This window comes from Bacillus sp. ILBB4, from assembly GCF_035064545.1.
GTDB lineage: Bacteria > Bacillota > Bacilli > Bacillales > Bacillaceae_H > Priestia.
The window spans coordinates 1-16,615 of record NZ_JAIQVD010000016.1; the positions used below are offsets into that span (position 1 = coordinate 1).

General features: G+C 35.4%; 15 protein-coding genes. 7 read left to right on the forward strand and 8 right to left on the reverse strand.

The annotated features are described in order from the left end of the window. A partial coding sequence (locus LAV82_RS29115) for a spore germination protein (protein ID WP_499717470.1) occupies window positions 1–1,502 on the reverse strand: 1,502 nt, incomplete at its 3' end. A 132-nt stretch (window positions 1,503–1,634) separates the two neighbouring features. On the opposite strand from LAV82_RS29115, the gene LAV82_RS29120 reads away from it, so the two are divergent. Further along, complete coding sequence (locus tag LAV82_RS29120; RefSeq protein ID WP_029325680.1) at window positions 1,635–1,859, forward strand: YczF family membrane protein; 225 nt, start codon at window positions 1,635–1,637, stop codon at window positions 1,857–1,859. 87 nt (window positions 1,860–1,946) lie between these two features. Here the strand turns inward: LAV82_RS29120 and LAV82_RS29125 are convergent, their stop codons facing one another. Together LAV82_RS29125 and LAV82_RS29130 are read right to left on the reverse strand one after the other, a co-directional pair. Next, window positions 1,947–2,723: a DUF4046 domain-containing protein gene (locus LAV82_RS29125; RefSeq protein ID WP_053488497.1), complete on the reverse strand. Its 777-nt coding sequence runs from the start codon at window positions 2,721–2,723 to the stop codon at window positions 1,947–1,949. 827 nt (window positions 2,724–3,550) lie between these two features. Further along, window positions 3,551–4,405, reverse strand: a complete 855-nt coding sequence (locus LAV82_RS29130; RefSeq protein WP_211079421.1) for a helix-turn-helix transcriptional regulator — start codon at window positions 4,403–4,405, stop codon at window positions 3,551–3,553. Window positions 4,406–4,527: 122 nt separating this feature from the next. On the opposite strand from LAV82_RS29130, the gene fabF reads away from it, so the two are divergent. Then, window positions 4,528–5,763 (forward strand): beta-ketoacyl-ACP synthase II, encoded by a 1,236-nt coding sequence (gene fabF, locus LAV82_RS29135; protein ID WP_499717471.1) that lies wholly within the window; start codon window positions 4,528–4,530, stop codon window positions 5,761–5,763. A gap of 358 nt (window positions 5,764–6,121) precedes the next feature. Here the strand turns inward: fabF and LAV82_RS29140 are convergent, their stop codons facing one another. Next, window positions 6,122–7,102, reverse strand: a complete 981-nt coding sequence (locus LAV82_RS29140; RefSeq protein ID WP_211079423.1) for an aldo/keto reductase — start codon at window positions 7,100–7,102, stop codon at window positions 6,122–6,124. Window positions 7,103–7,188: 86 nt separating this feature from the next. Then, complete coding sequence (locus LAV82_RS29145; protein WP_211079424.1) at window positions 7,189–7,944, reverse strand: carboxymuconolactone decarboxylase family protein; 756 nt, start codon at window positions 7,942–7,944, stop codon at window positions 7,189–7,191. A gap of 244 nt (window positions 7,945–8,188) precedes the next feature. On the opposite strand from LAV82_RS29145, the gene LAV82_RS29150 reads away from it, so the two are divergent. Continuing rightward, complete coding sequence (locus LAV82_RS29150; protein ID WP_211079425.1) at window positions 8,189–9,091, forward strand: AraC family transcriptional regulator; 903 nt, start codon at window positions 8,189–8,191, stop codon at window positions 9,089–9,091. A gap of 283 nt (window positions 9,092–9,374) precedes the next feature. On the opposite strand, the gene LAV82_RS29155 is transcribed toward LAV82_RS29150, so the two are convergent. Next, entirely contained in the window at window positions 9,375–9,929 is a 555-nt protein-coding gene (locus LAV82_RS29155; protein WP_028409913.1) for a helix-turn-helix domain-containing protein, read from the reverse strand. Between the two features lie 113 nt (window positions 9,930–10,042). Here LAV82_RS29155 and LAV82_RS29160 point away from each other — a divergent pair, with 113 nt between their 5' ends. The 3 genes from LAV82_RS29160 (at window position 10,043) to LAV82_RS29170 (ending at window position 11,673) form a co-directional block, all read left to right on the forward strand. Then, a complete protein-coding gene (locus LAV82_RS29160) occupies window positions 10,043–10,627 on the forward strand; it encodes a LysE family transporter (protein ID WP_499717472.1) in 585 nt (194 codons plus the stop codon). 202 nt (window positions 10,628–10,829) lie between these two features. Beyond that, a complete protein-coding gene (locus LAV82_RS29165) occupies window positions 10,830–11,006 on the forward strand; it encodes a DUF8096 family protein (protein ID WP_499717473.1) in 177 nt (58 codons plus the stop codon). A gap of 184 nt (window positions 11,007–11,190) precedes the next feature. After that, window positions 11,191–11,673, forward strand: a complete 483-nt coding sequence (locus tag LAV82_RS29170; protein ID WP_098279020.1) for a hypothetical protein — start codon at window positions 11,191–11,193, stop codon at window positions 11,671–11,673. Window positions 11,674–12,486: 813 nt separating this feature from the next. Here the strand turns inward: LAV82_RS29170 and LAV82_RS29175 are convergent. Then, window positions 12,487–13,917: an alanine/glycine:cation symporter family protein gene (locus LAV82_RS29175; RefSeq protein WP_211079427.1), complete on the reverse strand. Its 1,431-nt coding sequence runs from the start codon at window positions 13,915–13,917 to the stop codon at window positions 12,487–12,489. A 752-nt stretch (window positions 13,918–14,669) separates the two neighbouring features. Here LAV82_RS29175 and LAV82_RS29180 point away from each other — a divergent pair. Next, window positions 14,670–14,867, forward strand: a complete 198-nt coding sequence (locus tag LAV82_RS29180) for a Ger(x)C family spore germination C-terminal domain-containing protein (RefSeq protein WP_307872058.1) — start codon at window positions 14,670–14,672, stop codon at window positions 14,865–14,867. Window positions 14,868–15,155: 288 nt separating this feature from the next. Here the strand turns inward: LAV82_RS29180 and aspA are convergent, their stop codons facing one another. Further along, window positions 15,156–16,598 carry an aspartate ammonia-lyase gene (gene aspA, locus LAV82_RS29185; RefSeq protein ID WP_211079428.1) on the reverse strand — a complete coding sequence of 481 codons (1,443 nt, stop codon included), beginning with the start codon at window positions 16,596–16,598 and terminating at the stop codon, window positions 15,156–15,158. Window positions 16,599–16,615 lie beyond the last annotated feature (17 nt).

A 16,615-nucleotide genomic window follows, 5' to 3' on the forward strand; every position in this document is an offset into this window, starting at 1 on the left:
TGTCTCAGTGTCCACCACGGTAATCTTATAATGGTATCTCCATTGTTTACAGGGATGAAGGGAGCAAATGGAGCCATGTAGGGTACCCCAAAGGAACGTAAACTGCATAGATGGACAACCATCATTAAAAGGCACAGAATGATGCCGTAGAAACCAAATGTTGCTGCACCAATCATAAATAAAAAACGAATTAAGCGAGCTGAAATTGCCATATCGAAAGAAGGTGTAGCAAAACTGGCAATAGCTGTGATTGATACAATGATAACCATTGCTGGTGACACAATACTTGCTTGAACGGCTGCTTGACCAATTACAAGGGCCCCGACAATGGATACGGCTGAACCAATAGCTTTAGGTAAACGTATCCCTGCTTCTCGTAAGATTTCAAAGGTTAGCTCCATAAGAAGGGCTTCCACAAATGCCGGAAAGGGAACAGCTTCCCTTTGTGCCGCAATGGCTACAATGAGCGTGGTTGGTACCATTTCCTGATGGAAGGTTGTTACCGCGACATAGGTAGCAGGCGCGATAAGCGAAATCATAAACATAAAAATACGTAAAAGACGAATTGAGGTTGCAATGTCAAAACGCGCATAATAATCTTCAGCCGATTGGAAGAATTGCATGAACAAAGCAGGCGCAATCAGTACAAAGGGGGTTCCATCCACAAATATAGCAATCCGCCCTTCTAGTAGGTTTCCTGCTACAACGTCAGGTCTTTCCGTGTTGTACATAGTGGGAAAAGGGGTGAATGTTTGATCCTCTATTAGTTGTTCAATATAACCTGATTCCAAAATGCTATCGATATCAATTCGCTTCAATCGCTGACGAATTTCTTTAACAACTTTATCATTGGCAATGCCATGTATGTACATAAATGTCACATCTGTCTTTGTTACGCGTCCCACTTTTAAAGACTCCATCCATAAATCAGGGGTTTTAATGATGCGGCGTACCATAGCTGTATTGGTCCCAAGAGACTCGATAAAGGCCCCTTTTGGTCCTCGCACCACCATTTGAGTAGTAGATTCCGCGATGGAACGTTTTTCTCCCCCTTTAGTGCTAGCACTCAGTGCTTGATCTACCCCTTCCACTAATATAAGAGTATCGCCTGCCATTAAGGATGCAAAAAGGTCATCCAAGTTAGTGACGGAAGATATGTTTCCAATTGTCATTATATCTTTAGAAAGCAGGTCTATCGCATTGTACTGATTTAATTCTTCTTTATGATCGTCCTTCATCATAGATTGCAGTAGATAATCTTGAATCGACTGATTGTCTACAATTCCTTCTACATAGACAATCGCTGTTTTTATGTCGGAATCCCCTCCCATTTTTATCTCACGAATAACGACATCTGAACTATTTCCGGTTTTCTGCTTAATCATGTTAAGGTTGTCTGATAATGAAACTTGTATCCGTTCTATTTGATGATCAGGAGTTTGATTTTCTTCACCCTGTGATCGTTTCTTTTTTGGTTTGCGATCTTTAAAAAACGAAGGCATAGATTTAAGCACCCTTCTTTAAGTTTTTATTACTTTAACCATATAGAAACTTTTTATGTAAAAATTAACAATAAATATTTATGTATCATCATAGAAGAAAAAGAAAAACCTATTAAATGGAGCGTGATTGATATGAAAATCATAGGTATTAGCCTTTTAATGATGGGATGCTTAATGGGATTTTCTTTAGGCATTGATATTCTTCAAGGATTCGATGTTTCTCAGGCGTTGTACAACGCCTTGAGTCCTTTTCGAGTAATGGAAGTTGCCGAATTATTTGTGCTCTTTTTTCTTCTTTTTCTTTTTTTCGCTGAATCTGCGTATCTTTTTATAAAGAAGAGGAATCAAAGCAAGTAACTGCATACTTATAAATCGCTTTTTGAAAAAAGGAAATGGAAATAATAGAGATGTAGTTCAGGCTATTCGTTTCAATTGGGTCTTTTATTAATCAAGATTCACATAAGATAATTCATTGTCTATATTCATTAATTGGTTTTTTATCCACTCCTTCACATTGTTCATTCTGGAATCAAACGCCATTTGAAAGAGACCAGTTAACTGAAAATCGGTGAAATGACTTCCTTTTAATTTGAGAAAAGCCTCCTCATAAGAAGAGAAATGAAGCTGTCTGAATAAAAAATCGACCATTGCCTCCCGAACGTATTCTTCATTTTTCCAACAATTCATGGGAACATGAGCAAATTGCCAAGGTTTAAAGACTCCAGGATAAACAGCCTCTACTACTTGAAAAGGGGATTGGCCGAACAGGGAAAAGACACCTCTCAGGCTATGTTGACTAAAAAAGTGAATATTAACCTGAATAGGAATCTCTTTAAGAGGGATTTTTAGTTTTTCCTCTATTACGTACTTTACTGCTTCAATAGCTCGTTTTTTTCCTTCGTCTCCATCCCAATATTTATCAGGAACTTGTTGAAACTGCCAAGCTTTAAATCTTCCTGGATAAGCGTTATCAATGACTTCGTAATAATTCCATTCATAAAGCATAGCAGGTGGTTTAAGACGGTTAGACCATAAAGTGCCTGCCGTTACCTGTAGAGGAATCTCGTGAATAGGAATCGATAATCTTTGCTCAAGTAGATAGCATGTCATATAGCGCATATATTTTTTTCCTTCATTACCTACAAAGAAATAGTTAGGAAAACGTTTTCTTTTCTTTTCTAGAACATCTTGATAAATATCGATGACTTGTTCTCTATTCACTATTGAAAGCCCCTTTTGAGAAAGTATATTTGTTTATTATTATGTATAATAATGGGATTTATATACGGATGGAGCTGAATCTGATAAGATACATAATAAAAAGAGATAGGGGAATTGATAAAGGAAAAATAATATACGCGTGCATATTGGTTCTTCAAACCAAACTCTAACAAGTCCGCCATCCTTTCTAAGCTACGATTTTTTTTGTTAAAACAAAAATGTAATCGTTTTCTACTTTGATTTGTTGTAAAATAAAAAAGGCATGTTAATTGGAGATTTTTCGAAATGTCATCTTAACTCATTGAGCCTATTCCCACATCACAGCACCAGGGAATAGGTTTTTTTATGCAATTATAGATATAATATTTAAACCCAAATTTAAAATGGGATTATTTGTATAAATTTAACAATAACGTAAAATATACCGTTCATAAAAGTATACTTTTACGGACTTTGAGTTTGTATAAAAAATTTATCATTCTCGACGTTCGTTTAAATTTAAAAATAATTTACGAACGTTCTTTAAAATACAAGTAGTTTTACGAACGTTTTTAGCAAAGTAATAGATTGAAAAGTCTACTTCCTATAATCAAACTTATGGTAACTAAACTCGAAAAGAAGAAGCCCATCTCTAAAGAAAAAAGCTACTTCCTTACCCATGGAAGTAGCTTTTTCTTTAGAATATCCTACGTTAAGAATAGTAGTAATTGGGATTCCTAGCCCTTAGGTTGCTTTAAACGTTTAATTTTATCCTTTTATTTTGAGTGAAAAAGCAGTCTCGAAGTAAGAGACTGTCATCTTAATCTGCTTAATATAATAAAATTTCTTTAAAATGGCTCTACAGAAACTCTTTTCATTAGCCGTTTTAACTTATTTTCCGTATCCGTTTCCTCTACTGGCGTGTAGATACTACACCGCAAATCCATATCCCCTTGAACTTGGAGAGAAGTTAAATTAAATAACATTTTTCCTGCTTTGGCATGTCTAAATTCAATAACCATTTCAGGAGCTTTACTCACTTGGCTTTCATTCCATAAGGCCTGGAATTCTGGATGTAAATGACTCATCTGACTAATAAACTGGTTGTACCATTCATCACCTAAATAGTGTCCATAATAGGTACGGAAAATAGCAAGAAAACCTTTCGCGAAATGCTCCCAATTAACAGCTAATGCTTTTAATTCTTTTCGGGCGAACACTAATTGAATGAGATTTCTTTGGTCATTTGGGATTTGTTCAAAATCTAGAAAAACATGGGCAGCTGCGGAGTTCCATCCCACAATATGGCAATGTCTATCTGTAACGATGGTTGGACAATAGGTTAATTCAGCTAGTATTCGCTTTAAAGAAGGGCTAAGCTCTGATTGATCTTTTTTGGGATGAATAATTTCTGACTTTGTTTCTAATGCCAGATCATACAAATAGTCCCTTTCATCGCTGTTTAGTTGTAATGCTGTAGAAATACAGTCGAGCACAATAGAAGAAACTTTTATATCTCTTCCTTGCTCTAACCATGTGTACCACGTGGTACTTACTCCTGCTAATTGTGCAACCTCTTCTCGTCGCAATCCCGGTGTCCTTCTCCGGGTTCCAGCTGGTAACCCAACAGACTCTGGTTTAATTTGAGCACGCTTAGCTTTTAGGAATGTAGACAAGGCTTCAAGCCTAGTTTTATCGTTCATTTTTAAAACTCCTCATCATACCAATTTACCCTAGTAGTAGTTATACCAGGATAAACAATCCCTTGTAATAGGATAAAAGGACTGTAAAATACAAGTATATTATTGATTTGGAGTGATGAAAAGTGGAAAGAGTTGTGATTACAGGTATGGGAGTAGTCTCTCCTATAGGAAATAACATCAGAACATTTTGGAACAACCTAATTAAGGGAGAGTCCGGTATCTCCTCTATAGATACATTCGACATTACTGATCATAAAGCAAAAATTGCAGGAATTGTTCGGGATTTTGATGCGGATAAAGTTTTAGGAAAGAAAGAAGCAAGGCGTTTAGATCGCTTTTCCCAATTTGCTTTAGCTGCAGCTGAACAAGCCTGGGAAGATTCTAAGTTAGATCTCAATCATATAGATCCAGAAAGATTAGGCGTATACGTAGGTTCAGGTATAGGCGGAATTGAAACTTTAATTGAAAACATTGATGCACTTAGACAGAAAGGACCAAGGAGAGTCAGCCCAACTCTCGTGCCAGGTATGATTTCTAATGCTGCTGCAGCACAAATTAGCATCAAGTGGAATGCAATGGGTCCTTCTATGTCGCCTGTTTCTGCTTGTGCCATCGGGAACACAGCTATTGGAGAAGCCTTTAGACTCATTCGTTCTGGAGAAGTGGATGCTGTGTTCGCGGGTGGAACAGAAGCTGCTATAACCGACTTATCAGTAGCCAGTTTTGGCAATGCTACCGCATTATCAACAAGAAATGACGACCCCACTCAAGCTAGCCGTCCTTTTGATGAAGACCGTGACGGATTTGTCATGTCAGAAGGAGCTGGAATTCTAATCTTAGAATCGCTATCCCATGCTTTAAGTCGAGGAGCAAACATTCATGCAGAAGTCATTGGATATGGTGCAAGCTCAGACGCACACCATATGGTTGCTACACATCCAGAGGGTAAGGGTGCTTATCTTGCGATGAAAGCAGCTTTAAAAAATGCAAACATATCCCTTGAGGAGATTGATGTTATTAGTGCTCATGCCACAAGTACAAAGGTGGGTGACATCTCTGAAACCAAGGCTATTAAGGAACTGTTTGGACAACAAGCGTATCAGATTCCAATAACGGCTAATAAATCTATGGTTGGTCACATGTTAGGAGCAGCTGGTGGAGTTGAAGCAATTGCTTTAGCAATGAGCCTTAAAGAAGGCATCGTTCCTCCAACAATTAACTTAGAAAATCCCGATCCATTATGCGATTTGGATTATGTACCAGCTATTGCTCGCCAAGTGAAAATAAATACTGGTTTATCTAATTCATTTGGGTTTGGAGGCCATAATGCAGCTATTGTTTTAAAGAAATACGAGTGAGTATATTTTCACTCGTATTTCTTCATGAAAATTAAAGCCAAAATAAAATATAATTACGAATTGCTATTTAAGTTGGATTAAAGATACCCAAAGTCGAATACATTTGGCAAACCATACCCTAATTAATGATAGCAGTTCCTTGGATACTCGCTGAAGAACCAGATTAATGTCCCTTTATATCCTAACTGCCACCCTAAACTATATTTTTAAAATACTAAAAGAAATGTTGAGAAATGACAAGCAAGCATTAAAGCAAAAGAGCAAACTTTATCAGACAGTACTTAAAACCTTATAAATCACGCTCTCAGTTCCTGCATAAGGAGATGGAGGCACTTTTTCTATAAAAGCTTTCCTACTATTAATTATGGCCAACTATTGAATGTGGTACATATGGCTGTTCAAGAAACTTGATTTCCTCAGGTGTTAGCTTAACTGATAAAGCGCCTACGGCATCCTCAAGATGCGCTATTTTCGTAGCACCAATTATAGGAGCTGCTACTGTTTCTTTCTGTAATAACCAGGCAAGTGCAATGTGTGTACGGGGAATACCATGTTTTTCTGCGATGGATGCCACTCGCTCTACAACCAACCGATCGGCATCCGCAGTCACATCGTATTTAGATTTTTGAATTTGATCTGTCTCAGAACGATGGGTTGTTACTGACCAATCACGCGTTAACCTCCCTGATGCAAGAGGGCTATATGGAGTGAGAGCAATTTTCTCTTCTTTACAAAGAGGTAACATTTCTCGTTCCTCTTCACGATATATGAGGTTTAAATGGTTCTGCATAGACACAAACTTAGTCCAACCATTCTTTTCTGCTATATGTAACGCCTTTTGGAATTGCCAAGCGTACATGGCAGATGCACCAATGTACCTTGCTTTACCAGCCTTCACCACGTCATGTAATGCCTCCATCGTTTCTTCAATAGGAGTATTGTAATCCCAACGATGGATGATATAAAGATCTACATAATCAGTTTCCAACCTTTTAAGACTCTTATCGATTTCACTCATAATAGCTTTTCGGGAAAGGCCAGAACCATTTGGGCCTTTATGCATTTGTCCGTGTACTTTAGTTGCTATGACAACTTCATCACGACTAGCATAATCTTTAAGAGCTCGTCCAAGGTATTCCTCGCTTGTACCCAGTGAGTATACATTTGCTGTATCAAAAAAGTTAATCCCTAAGTCGAGGGCTTTTTTTATAATAAGGCGAGAGTCCTCTTCATTAATCACCCATTGGTGAAGCCATTTGTTGGCGTCCCCAAAACCCATACATCCAAGACAAAGTCGAGATACATCTAAGCCTGTATTACCAAGTTTTACATACTCCATTTAATTGCCTCCTACTTTCCTAATGAGTCATGCACTTTTTTCAAAAAAAGACCTCAATGGTACAACTTTCTTTTCAGCAAGATCTCTTAATTTTCAGGAATAATTTCATTGACACATGCTAATGTGTTAAGTGTTCTCGGAAAGCCCATGTAGGGTAAGCAATGAGTGATAGCAGTGATTAATGTTTCCTTATTATTGCCCACATTTATGTTACCCTGCACATGTGCTTTCACTTGACCTTCAGCACCGCCTAACGCACTTATAATACAGAGCGTTAATAGCTCTCGTGTTTTCAAATCGAGTCCGTCACGAGTATAGAAATCTCCGAAGCAAAAAGCAGAAAGATATTCCTGCATATGCTTTTGATTCGAGGGAGCACTCTCCTGCATTTTTTTTATGACATCTCCAAAAATCTCTACTTGAGTTGCAAGACCCTTTTGAAAGCGATTATCTTCATCTACCGTCTTTTGGCTTTCAATCGGTAAAGCGATATCCTTTGCTTTGAATACCTCATTAACTTCATTGATAGTATTTAACGTTTTCGGGAATCCAATATACGGAGCACATTGGTAAACCGCCTCTTTGATTTCTACAGGTGTTAGCCCAACATTCAATGCTGCACTAACATGTGCTCTTAATTGAGGTAATGTCTGGTTAGTAGCAAGAACCACCAGGGTGATTAACTCACGCTGTTTGTCATCCAGATTACCTTGATAAAAAACTTCCCCAAAAATAAAATGGCTCAGAATGTCCTGAAAATCAGGATCAGTGGCATGTGTACTAGGTACTCCTTCACCAAATAGCTGTTTGAATTTTTTTTTGCTCTTTTCGATACGATTCATAAACAAGCCTCCTGACAGAAAAATTTGGATAAGTCCACATTTATATTAGGTACTTTTATTACAATTGATTGATTGTGAACTTCTTTTAAATTGTTTTTTTCTTAACGTTTTTAATTATGTCATAAATATCAAAAAATCCTTAACCTATTATTATCAAGTTTTTGCCTAATCCTCTCAAAACCCCTTACTAAATCTATAACTATTAGGTATAATGAACCGAAAATAAGGAAAAGGAGAATAAGTTATGTCTAACAACCCCTATAAACAGCAACATGAACTTGTTAAACTCATTGAACGCCTTTTAAAGCAGGACGATGTTCACCCTACCACTATTCCATCTTTATTTCTCATCCGTGAATCCAATACTACTGAACCCATTTCTCGGGTTAATGAGCCATCTTTTTGCATTATCCTCCAAGGAGAGAAGGAGGTTTTATTGGGAGAGGAACGCTTTTTATATGGTCCTGGTCATTATATTGTGGCATCAGTTGACTTGCCAGTTACAGGTCAAGTCATCAAAGCCTCAACCGAGTCCCCATATTTAGCCTTCAAACTTGAATTTACCTCTAGCCAGGTTTTAGAGGTTTTAAATGGCACAGATATTAAAACTGGGCAGGGAAAGAACGCAAAGCGAGCTATGTATGTTAGCAAGGTAGAGCCATCTTTGTTGGACGCGGTATTAAGGTTAGCATCTTTGCTAGAAACGCCACAACATATCCCAGTTCTTGCTCCATTATTAAAAAAAGAAATTCTCTATTGGATTTTACAAGGTCCACATGGTGAAGCGCTTGAACAAATGGCATTAGAAGGTAGCAATGCTTCTAGAATAAGAGAGGTTATAGATCATATCATCAATAATTATGAAGAGTCTTTTCGTATTGAAGAGCTTGCTGAAATAGCAAATATGAGTGTTTCATCGCTACATCGACATTTTAAAGAAGTAACGGCAATGAGTCCCATCCAGTTTCAAAAACAACTGAGATTACAGGAAGCGAGGCGCTTGCTATTAGCTGAGTCGACAGATGTAGCTGATGTCGCATTCAGGGTCGGATACGAAAGTCAATCGCAATTCAGTCGAGAATATTCACGTATGTTTGGCTTTTCACCTAGAGTAGATATAAACCGAATGAGAGAACACTACGTTTAAATAAAGGAAGTCATAAACAAGCAACTAGAAGTAGCTCAACCTGTTTTAACAGAAGAACAAATGGAACAAATCAATTTCACCTTAATTGAAGCCTTACATACTACAAAAAGGGACAATGTATTACAGAAAAGGGATTCATCCAATCTGTTGATTCCCTGGGGAATTTGTTTATTTTTATCGATGAAGTATTTGAATTAAAAAACAAAATGAAGTTAAGTGAACTAATTGATGTTCGTTTCCAGTAAGGCCACAGAAATAAAATCTCGTTCTTGAAGAACGAGATTTAAACTGGATAATATATAATCATACTTAATTTAGCTAATGTTTTTCCGCGATTATAATAAGAATGAGCTCTATCAGCTTTGAACCTAATAGCATTCCCACTCTTTATCGTATATTCATTGCTATTTACACTTATAGTGAGTTCGCCTTCAAAGACAGTTATGAACTCTTCAGTCCCTTCCCTATGCGAATCAGCGTCTAGAGATCCACCTTCTTCTATTTCTACAGAATAAACTTCAAAGCGCCTATCATCCTCGAAAGGAAAATAAGGGTAGACTTGATATTTTCCGTTGTCTTCAGATAATATTTGAATGTCGGTTTTTGAAATGACTTTGGTGTCTGGCTGAGGATTATTTATTAATGAAGTAAAAGAAATTTTTAATCCATTAGCTATTTTCCAAATAGTTGTAATTGTAGGACTTGATTCTCCTCTTTCGATTTGCCCTATCATTGTCTTGCTTACCCCAGTTAATTCTGCAACTTTTTCGAGACTTAATTTCTTACTTTCTCTAAAATTTTTTAGGTTTTTGGCGATAATAAGATTTATTTCCTCCATAAATACACTCCTATCAATATGTACAATATAACGACCATAATGTAAAATAAAAAGTACGACGTTATATCGTCCTTTTTGAACATTATAATATACATATTAGAGGAGGTACAAATATGCCATTATTATCATTTTTGCTATATATTTTTGTGACCAGTTTTACCCCTGGTCCTAACAATATTATGGCCATGTTATTTGCTAACAAATACGGTTTGAGAAAGACTACAAAATTTTGTTTAGGCGTAGGTGCAGGCTTTCTTATAGTAATGTTGTTATGCAGTTATTTTAATGTTTTACTCCAAAATTCCATCCCAAAAATTGAGTTTTTCATGACGGTCTTAGGAGCAATCTATATGGTCTATCTAGCTATAAAGATTATTTTGAGTAAAGATGATGATAAAAATAACGATGAAAACAGGAATAACAGTTTTTTCATGGGAATGCTTTTACAATTTATAAATCCAAAAGGTATTCTGTATGGTATAACGGCTATAGCAACCTTTATTCTTCCATATCACAACTCGAATTTTAGTTTAATAATGTATTCTTTATTTCTAGCTTTTGTGGGCTTTGTAAGTACTTTCTGTTGGAGTTTATTTGGTTCGGTTTTTCAAAAGTTTCTCTCAAAGTATAAAAGCCAGTTTAATATACTTATGGCTTTATTATTAATGTATAGTGCAGTCTCAATTCTTATAAAATAAGTTTCTTATTTAATTAAGGATACATTTTAACATCGGAAAAATTTTAACGTTGTAAATATTCGTTTTGTTAAAGGGTCAGTACTTGTGTTATGCGAAATATTAACCTCTTGTTGGTCGTTATAACGTATATATTGTACTTTGTATTAATTTAAAGATATAATTTGACAAGTTCAGATAATAACATAAGAAGTGAGTGAAAAACATGGAAGAGAAACAGCAGGAAGAAATCGATCTTGATAAAGTGTACGACTATACTGAATTTCCAGATAAAGTTAGTGGTCGCTGCGATAACTGCAATTCAGCTTACTTCAAAAGTTCCGTAAAAGGTGGCGTTTTCTTACGTGAATGCAGAGAACGTGGCATGAAAAAAAGTATCTAATCATAAAGAGCTATATAGTAAAAAGAGAAGGTTTTATCCTTCTCTTTTTTATTTAACGGTATCTGAACTCATTTTACACCTATGTCTTAAAAAACGTTATTATTGCTCCTCCTGATTTTAACGGAAATTTCGCATTAGCATTTAGTGGTAAACTAAAGATACATTGATAACAAGGAGTATGAATATGGAACACATAGTTGATATATTAGAAACTAAAAAAAACTCTCTAAGCGATGAAAATCAAGAACTGTTAAAGAAATTGATACGAAAAATAAAATCATTTTCTACTACCCCACTCAATCGCAAACATTGTTTACGTATGGCGCCATTTGCTGATTCTAAAGAGATAACAGAAGTTGTGATTAATACTATACAACCGTACGAGCTGAAGTTGCTTGGGGACAGTTGCTTTCGTGGCTACGATAGCATTGGATATCACTATTGCATCGCATTACTTGCTTGCAGAGTTGCATTAAACGAAGTAGATGAATTAGATGTTGTAACAGTGCTTGAACATGAAGTGGAGAAAGAATTGAAAGAACATGAACTGGTAGCCTCTAGAGGTGGAGAAAACTATCATGTAACGCTTCGTATTTTTAAGTGTTTTAAAAAAGATACAGATAGGTTAAACCATTTGATGATACGACTACAAAATCACAGGGATTGAGATGCAAAAGCATGTAATTAACAAACAATCAACTCTATATAAGTGATAGCAATAATCGGCAAAACTTTAGATTTTTTATTGAGTATATGAAGGAATTGTCCTCTTACGTTCTCTTTAGACGTATAGACAGCTTAGATCCTCTAGTCTATTTTATGAAAAAGGTAACCAACTGGGACAACCTACAGCATATAACAATCCCTTACTTCTTACATAATCAGCTACCCCTTACCTACTGAGGTAAGGGGTCTTTTTTATTTTTCGATTGGACACGCAACCTTGCTGCTGTAGCTACATAGTATCTAAGGGATCACTACTTCACTCATTAACCAGTATCTATTTGTTCAATGTTACCGCATTATTACCTATAGTGTATAAGGCGGTCCTATTTATCTATGTTTTTATTAGATAGTTCAAGCATATGACGTAACGTACAATAAGGCCGATTATTTTTTATGCGTTTAAAAAGATGTATCTAAATAGACGTTTTTTTATTAGTTTTTTATTGTCTAAAAAGGCGTACCTTTTTAGACCTGTTAATGGGTCCGTAGTTTGGACTGGGATAGTTTTTGTGTTTAAACTAGTGGGGCAGAGCGTTTGAAGTATATGAATAAAACATGCTATTATTTGTATCCAAAGACAAATTCTCTAATGAGCTACAAATTTCAACTCTCATGAGGTAGTTTTTTCTGTTTTCAGCTTGTATATGGTATACATCCTTAGTTAACATAATGTGATTTTCTAGGTCAAAAAAAGCCACCCCCTTGGGAGACAAGGAGATGGACAAAGAAATCATTTCTTTTTTTTTGTAATTTTTTATACAACTTGTTTATTAGATTTTTGTTCTTCAGTCCATGCTTCTAAATTTTCGCGACCAGGTAAATTTGAAATACTATCTGCCTGAAACACAGGGTCTCGACCTTGCTTTTTTTGAGCTACATAATCTTTCAGTACAGCCTTAGCTACTTTGGATAATCGAGTAATTGCATATAGGTTAATTAGAACCATTAATCCCATAAAGATATCTGCAAGAGACCATACCAATTCTGCACTATATAATGCTCCAAATAACACCATCAAGATAACAGCAACACGGTATAATAAGACTGTTTTCTTACTATGCTTCATAAAACTAATATTTGATTCACCATAGTAATAGTTACCCATTATCGTACTCAGCGCAAATAAAAATACTGAAATAGATACAAATGTTGCTGCAAAGCTACCAATTCCCGTCCGTAAAGATTCTTGTGTTAATGGAATACCTGTTAAATCTGATGTTTGATATTCGCCTGAAACTAAAACAATCATTACAGTAGATGAACAGATTATAAATGTATCTAAAATAACACCTAAAGCTTGAATAAATCCTTGTTTTGCGGGATGAGTAACGTCTGCAGCTGCAGCTGCATTCGGAGCAGAACCCATACCGGCTTCGTTAGAAAATAATCCACGACGAATACCATGAAGTACAGCAGCACCCATTACACCACTAAATAGTTGTTTAAATGAAAACAAACCTTCTGAAAAGATTGCACTGAAAACATTTGGTAATACTTCATAATTTGCAATCATCATCCACACTGATAATAAGATATAAGCACTGGCTTTAATAGGCACTAAAATTGTAGAAAATTTCGCTACTGAATGAACACCACCGAATATAATTAGAGCAGTAATAATGGTAAGTATAACACCGGTTAAGGTATTGTTTATTCCAAATTCATTTTCAACCGAAGCAGCAATGGTATTAGCTTGCACAGCATTAAAAATAAGGCCAAAAGATAGAGTAATTAATATGCTAAATGCAATACCAAGTTTTCTATTTCCTAAACCTTTCTCCATATAGTAAGCAGGTCCACCTCGCCAAGCATCTCCATCTTTAACCTTATAAACCTGGGCTAATGTACTTTCTACAAAAGCTGAAGCAGATCCAATTAATGCTATAATCCACATCCAAAATACTGCACCGGGTCCTCCTAGTGCTACTGCTGTAGCAACACCGGCAATATTACCTGTACCGATACGAGCAGCCATTCCAATCATAAATGCTTGTAATGAAGAAACACTTTTTTTATTTTTATCTTTGTTTTTACGTCCATCTCCCAATAAACGAATCATTTCAGGAAGGAACCTTATTTGTAAAAAACCAAAATTAATAGTTAAAAATAGTCCAATTGCAACTAAGATTATAACAATTAATTTAGCCCATAAATAATCATTAATAAGTGTAACGATTTCTGTCATGGTTTTGTCTCCTTATTGTAAAAAAATTCGACTATAAAGGTTATAAGTTGATTTATATTATTTTGTAAACTAGAAAAAATTTGGTGGTTATAAAAAGAACATCAACAATTTACAGAATCCTTTTATTCTTAATATCTCGTAAATTAGCTTTGTTAGAAGTGTTTTTTAAATCTTTACCAAACCGATATCCTCCCATTCCGGTTCCTTATAACGAAGGGGTTATATTAGATATTGCAGTTTGCATAGCTTTAATAGAAGTTGATACGTCAGTGTAACTTGAAAAGGTGAGAATGCTCCTAAGTCATTAATACTGATAAAATAAGAGCAACTTTTTTTGTATTTAGTTTAGAAATCTCTCCAATGAAGTATGATTAACAAAAATACAAAACCTTATTAAGCGCTTTCATTTTTTTTATTAAGATCTTATCTTTAATTTATATTATGAACTATGTAATCCGACAGAAAATGACATAAAATTATAATTTTTATGAATTAATAATTAAATATAAAATTAGGTATATAAATAATCTGATAAGAAAGTAGACCCTATATTACCTTCTGAAGCTTCACTATACATCTCAATCACTTGTTCTCGATTCATTAGTATATAATTAAACCCCTATCTAAAAATAATGTAGACATTGAATCAGAGGGAAGACTATCTGAGAATGGGGTGGTCTCAGGAAATCCTTTAAAAAATCAATTTTTACAGCAGGCACAAAAAAACTTCAGAAAAAGAAGTAAAGCACTTGGTGAGAAACGTAGTAGAAAAAATGCAAAAAGAATATAAAGTTGATGTTGTAGGATTCGGAAATCGATTGAGAATTAAGCAGCCTAGAGCATGGATGAGGGTCAAAGACAATCGGGACCAAACGTTTATTGAGGTACCGATTAACTATGATGTGAAATTAACGATTAAAGATTATGGAACATCAGGATTTAACAAGTGATCCCTTCAAGTTTAACTTTGCTTATTTTAATGTTAAAAAGAAGCCTTTCTATTATAAGCAAAGGCTTTAAAAATTATTTTGCACTTAATGGTCATTATTGAGGTTGATTGAAATATAAAAGAAGAGAGCAATTTAATTATTAAAGTATAAAAACTGCCCTCTCATTATTAGTTTTTGCCTAACAATGAGAGGGCAGTTCGAATGAATCAGCAGTTATTTTACTAATATTATTTAATTAAAGAATCAAACAGATGATAGTAGTGAATTTCATTTCATATTAAACCCTGTTTATTCTCTATCAAAAAGGGAGTTTCCAGCAATCCCTGGATTAGTCATTTCAAAAGGGTTTAAAATAAGATCAAGCTCTTCTTCTGTTAAAACATCATACCTTAAGCATAATTCACGTACAGATTCACCTTTTAATATTGCTTCTCGTGCAATTCTAGCAGCCACTTCATATCCAATATGAGGATTAATAGCCGTAATAATACCTACACTTTTTTCTACGTATTCTTTTAAATGTTCTTCATTCGCTTCAATCCCCTGCAGGCAATAATCCGTAAATGTTTGAAAAGCATTATTCATGATGCTAATTGATTGAAGTAAATTAAAAACAAGAACAGGTTCCATAACATTAAGCTCAAGCTGACCTGCTTCAGAAGCTAAGCAAATTGTATGATCATTACCGATAACTTGAAAGGCAACCTGATTAATCATCTCTGGCATGACAGGATTAACTTTTCCAGGCATAATAGAAGATCCTGGCTGACGAGCTGGCAAAGTGATTTCTGCTAGTCCTGCACGGGGCCCAGATGCCATTAGACGTAAGTCATTCGCTATTTTCGACATATTTACCATACAAATCTTTAATGCTGCAGAAACTTCTGTATAAGCATCTGTATTTTGAGTCGCGTCTATAAGATGATCGGCATTCTTAAGTGGTAAACCACTAATATTTGCTAGATATCTTACAACATTCTCGATATAACGTGGATCTGCATTTAAACCTGTTCCAACTGCAGTTGCTCCCATGTTAACCTCATATAAATGTCCATAGGATTGCTTAATACGTTTCATATCGCGCTCAAGAACACGACTATATGATTCAAATTCTTGACCAAGACGGATTGGAACCGCATCTTGTAGGTGAGTACGTCCCATCTTTATAATAGAATCAAATTGTTCTGCCTTTTTATGAAATACACTGTGCATATAATGCATTGTTTTTAGTAACTTATTTAACAGATTAAGGGTTGCAATATGGATAGCAGTTGGGAATACGTCATTTGTTGACTGTGACATGTTTACATGACTATTAGGGCTTAAATCGGAATAAGAACCTTTTTTATGACCAAGTAACTCTAAAGCCCTGTTTGCGATAACCTCATTTGCATTCATATTCATTGAGGTCCCTGCACCACCCTGTATTGGGTCAACAATAAAATGATCGTTTCTTTTTCCTTGAATAACCTCGTCTGCTGCTTCAATAATTGCATTACCCAACCCATCATATAACCTTTTTGTTTCCATGTTAGCAAGAGCAGCAGCCTTTTTAACGATTCCTAATGCTTTAATAAGTTCTGGGTGAATTCGGTATCCTGTTATTGGGAAGTTTTCAACTGCACGTAAAGTTTGAATCCCATAATAAGCATAAGTAGGAACTTCTTTTGTTCCTAGGAAATCTTTTTCAATTCTTACATTTTGTTTTTCAGGCGTTTCGATATTTACCATAACATTGGTCTCCTTCT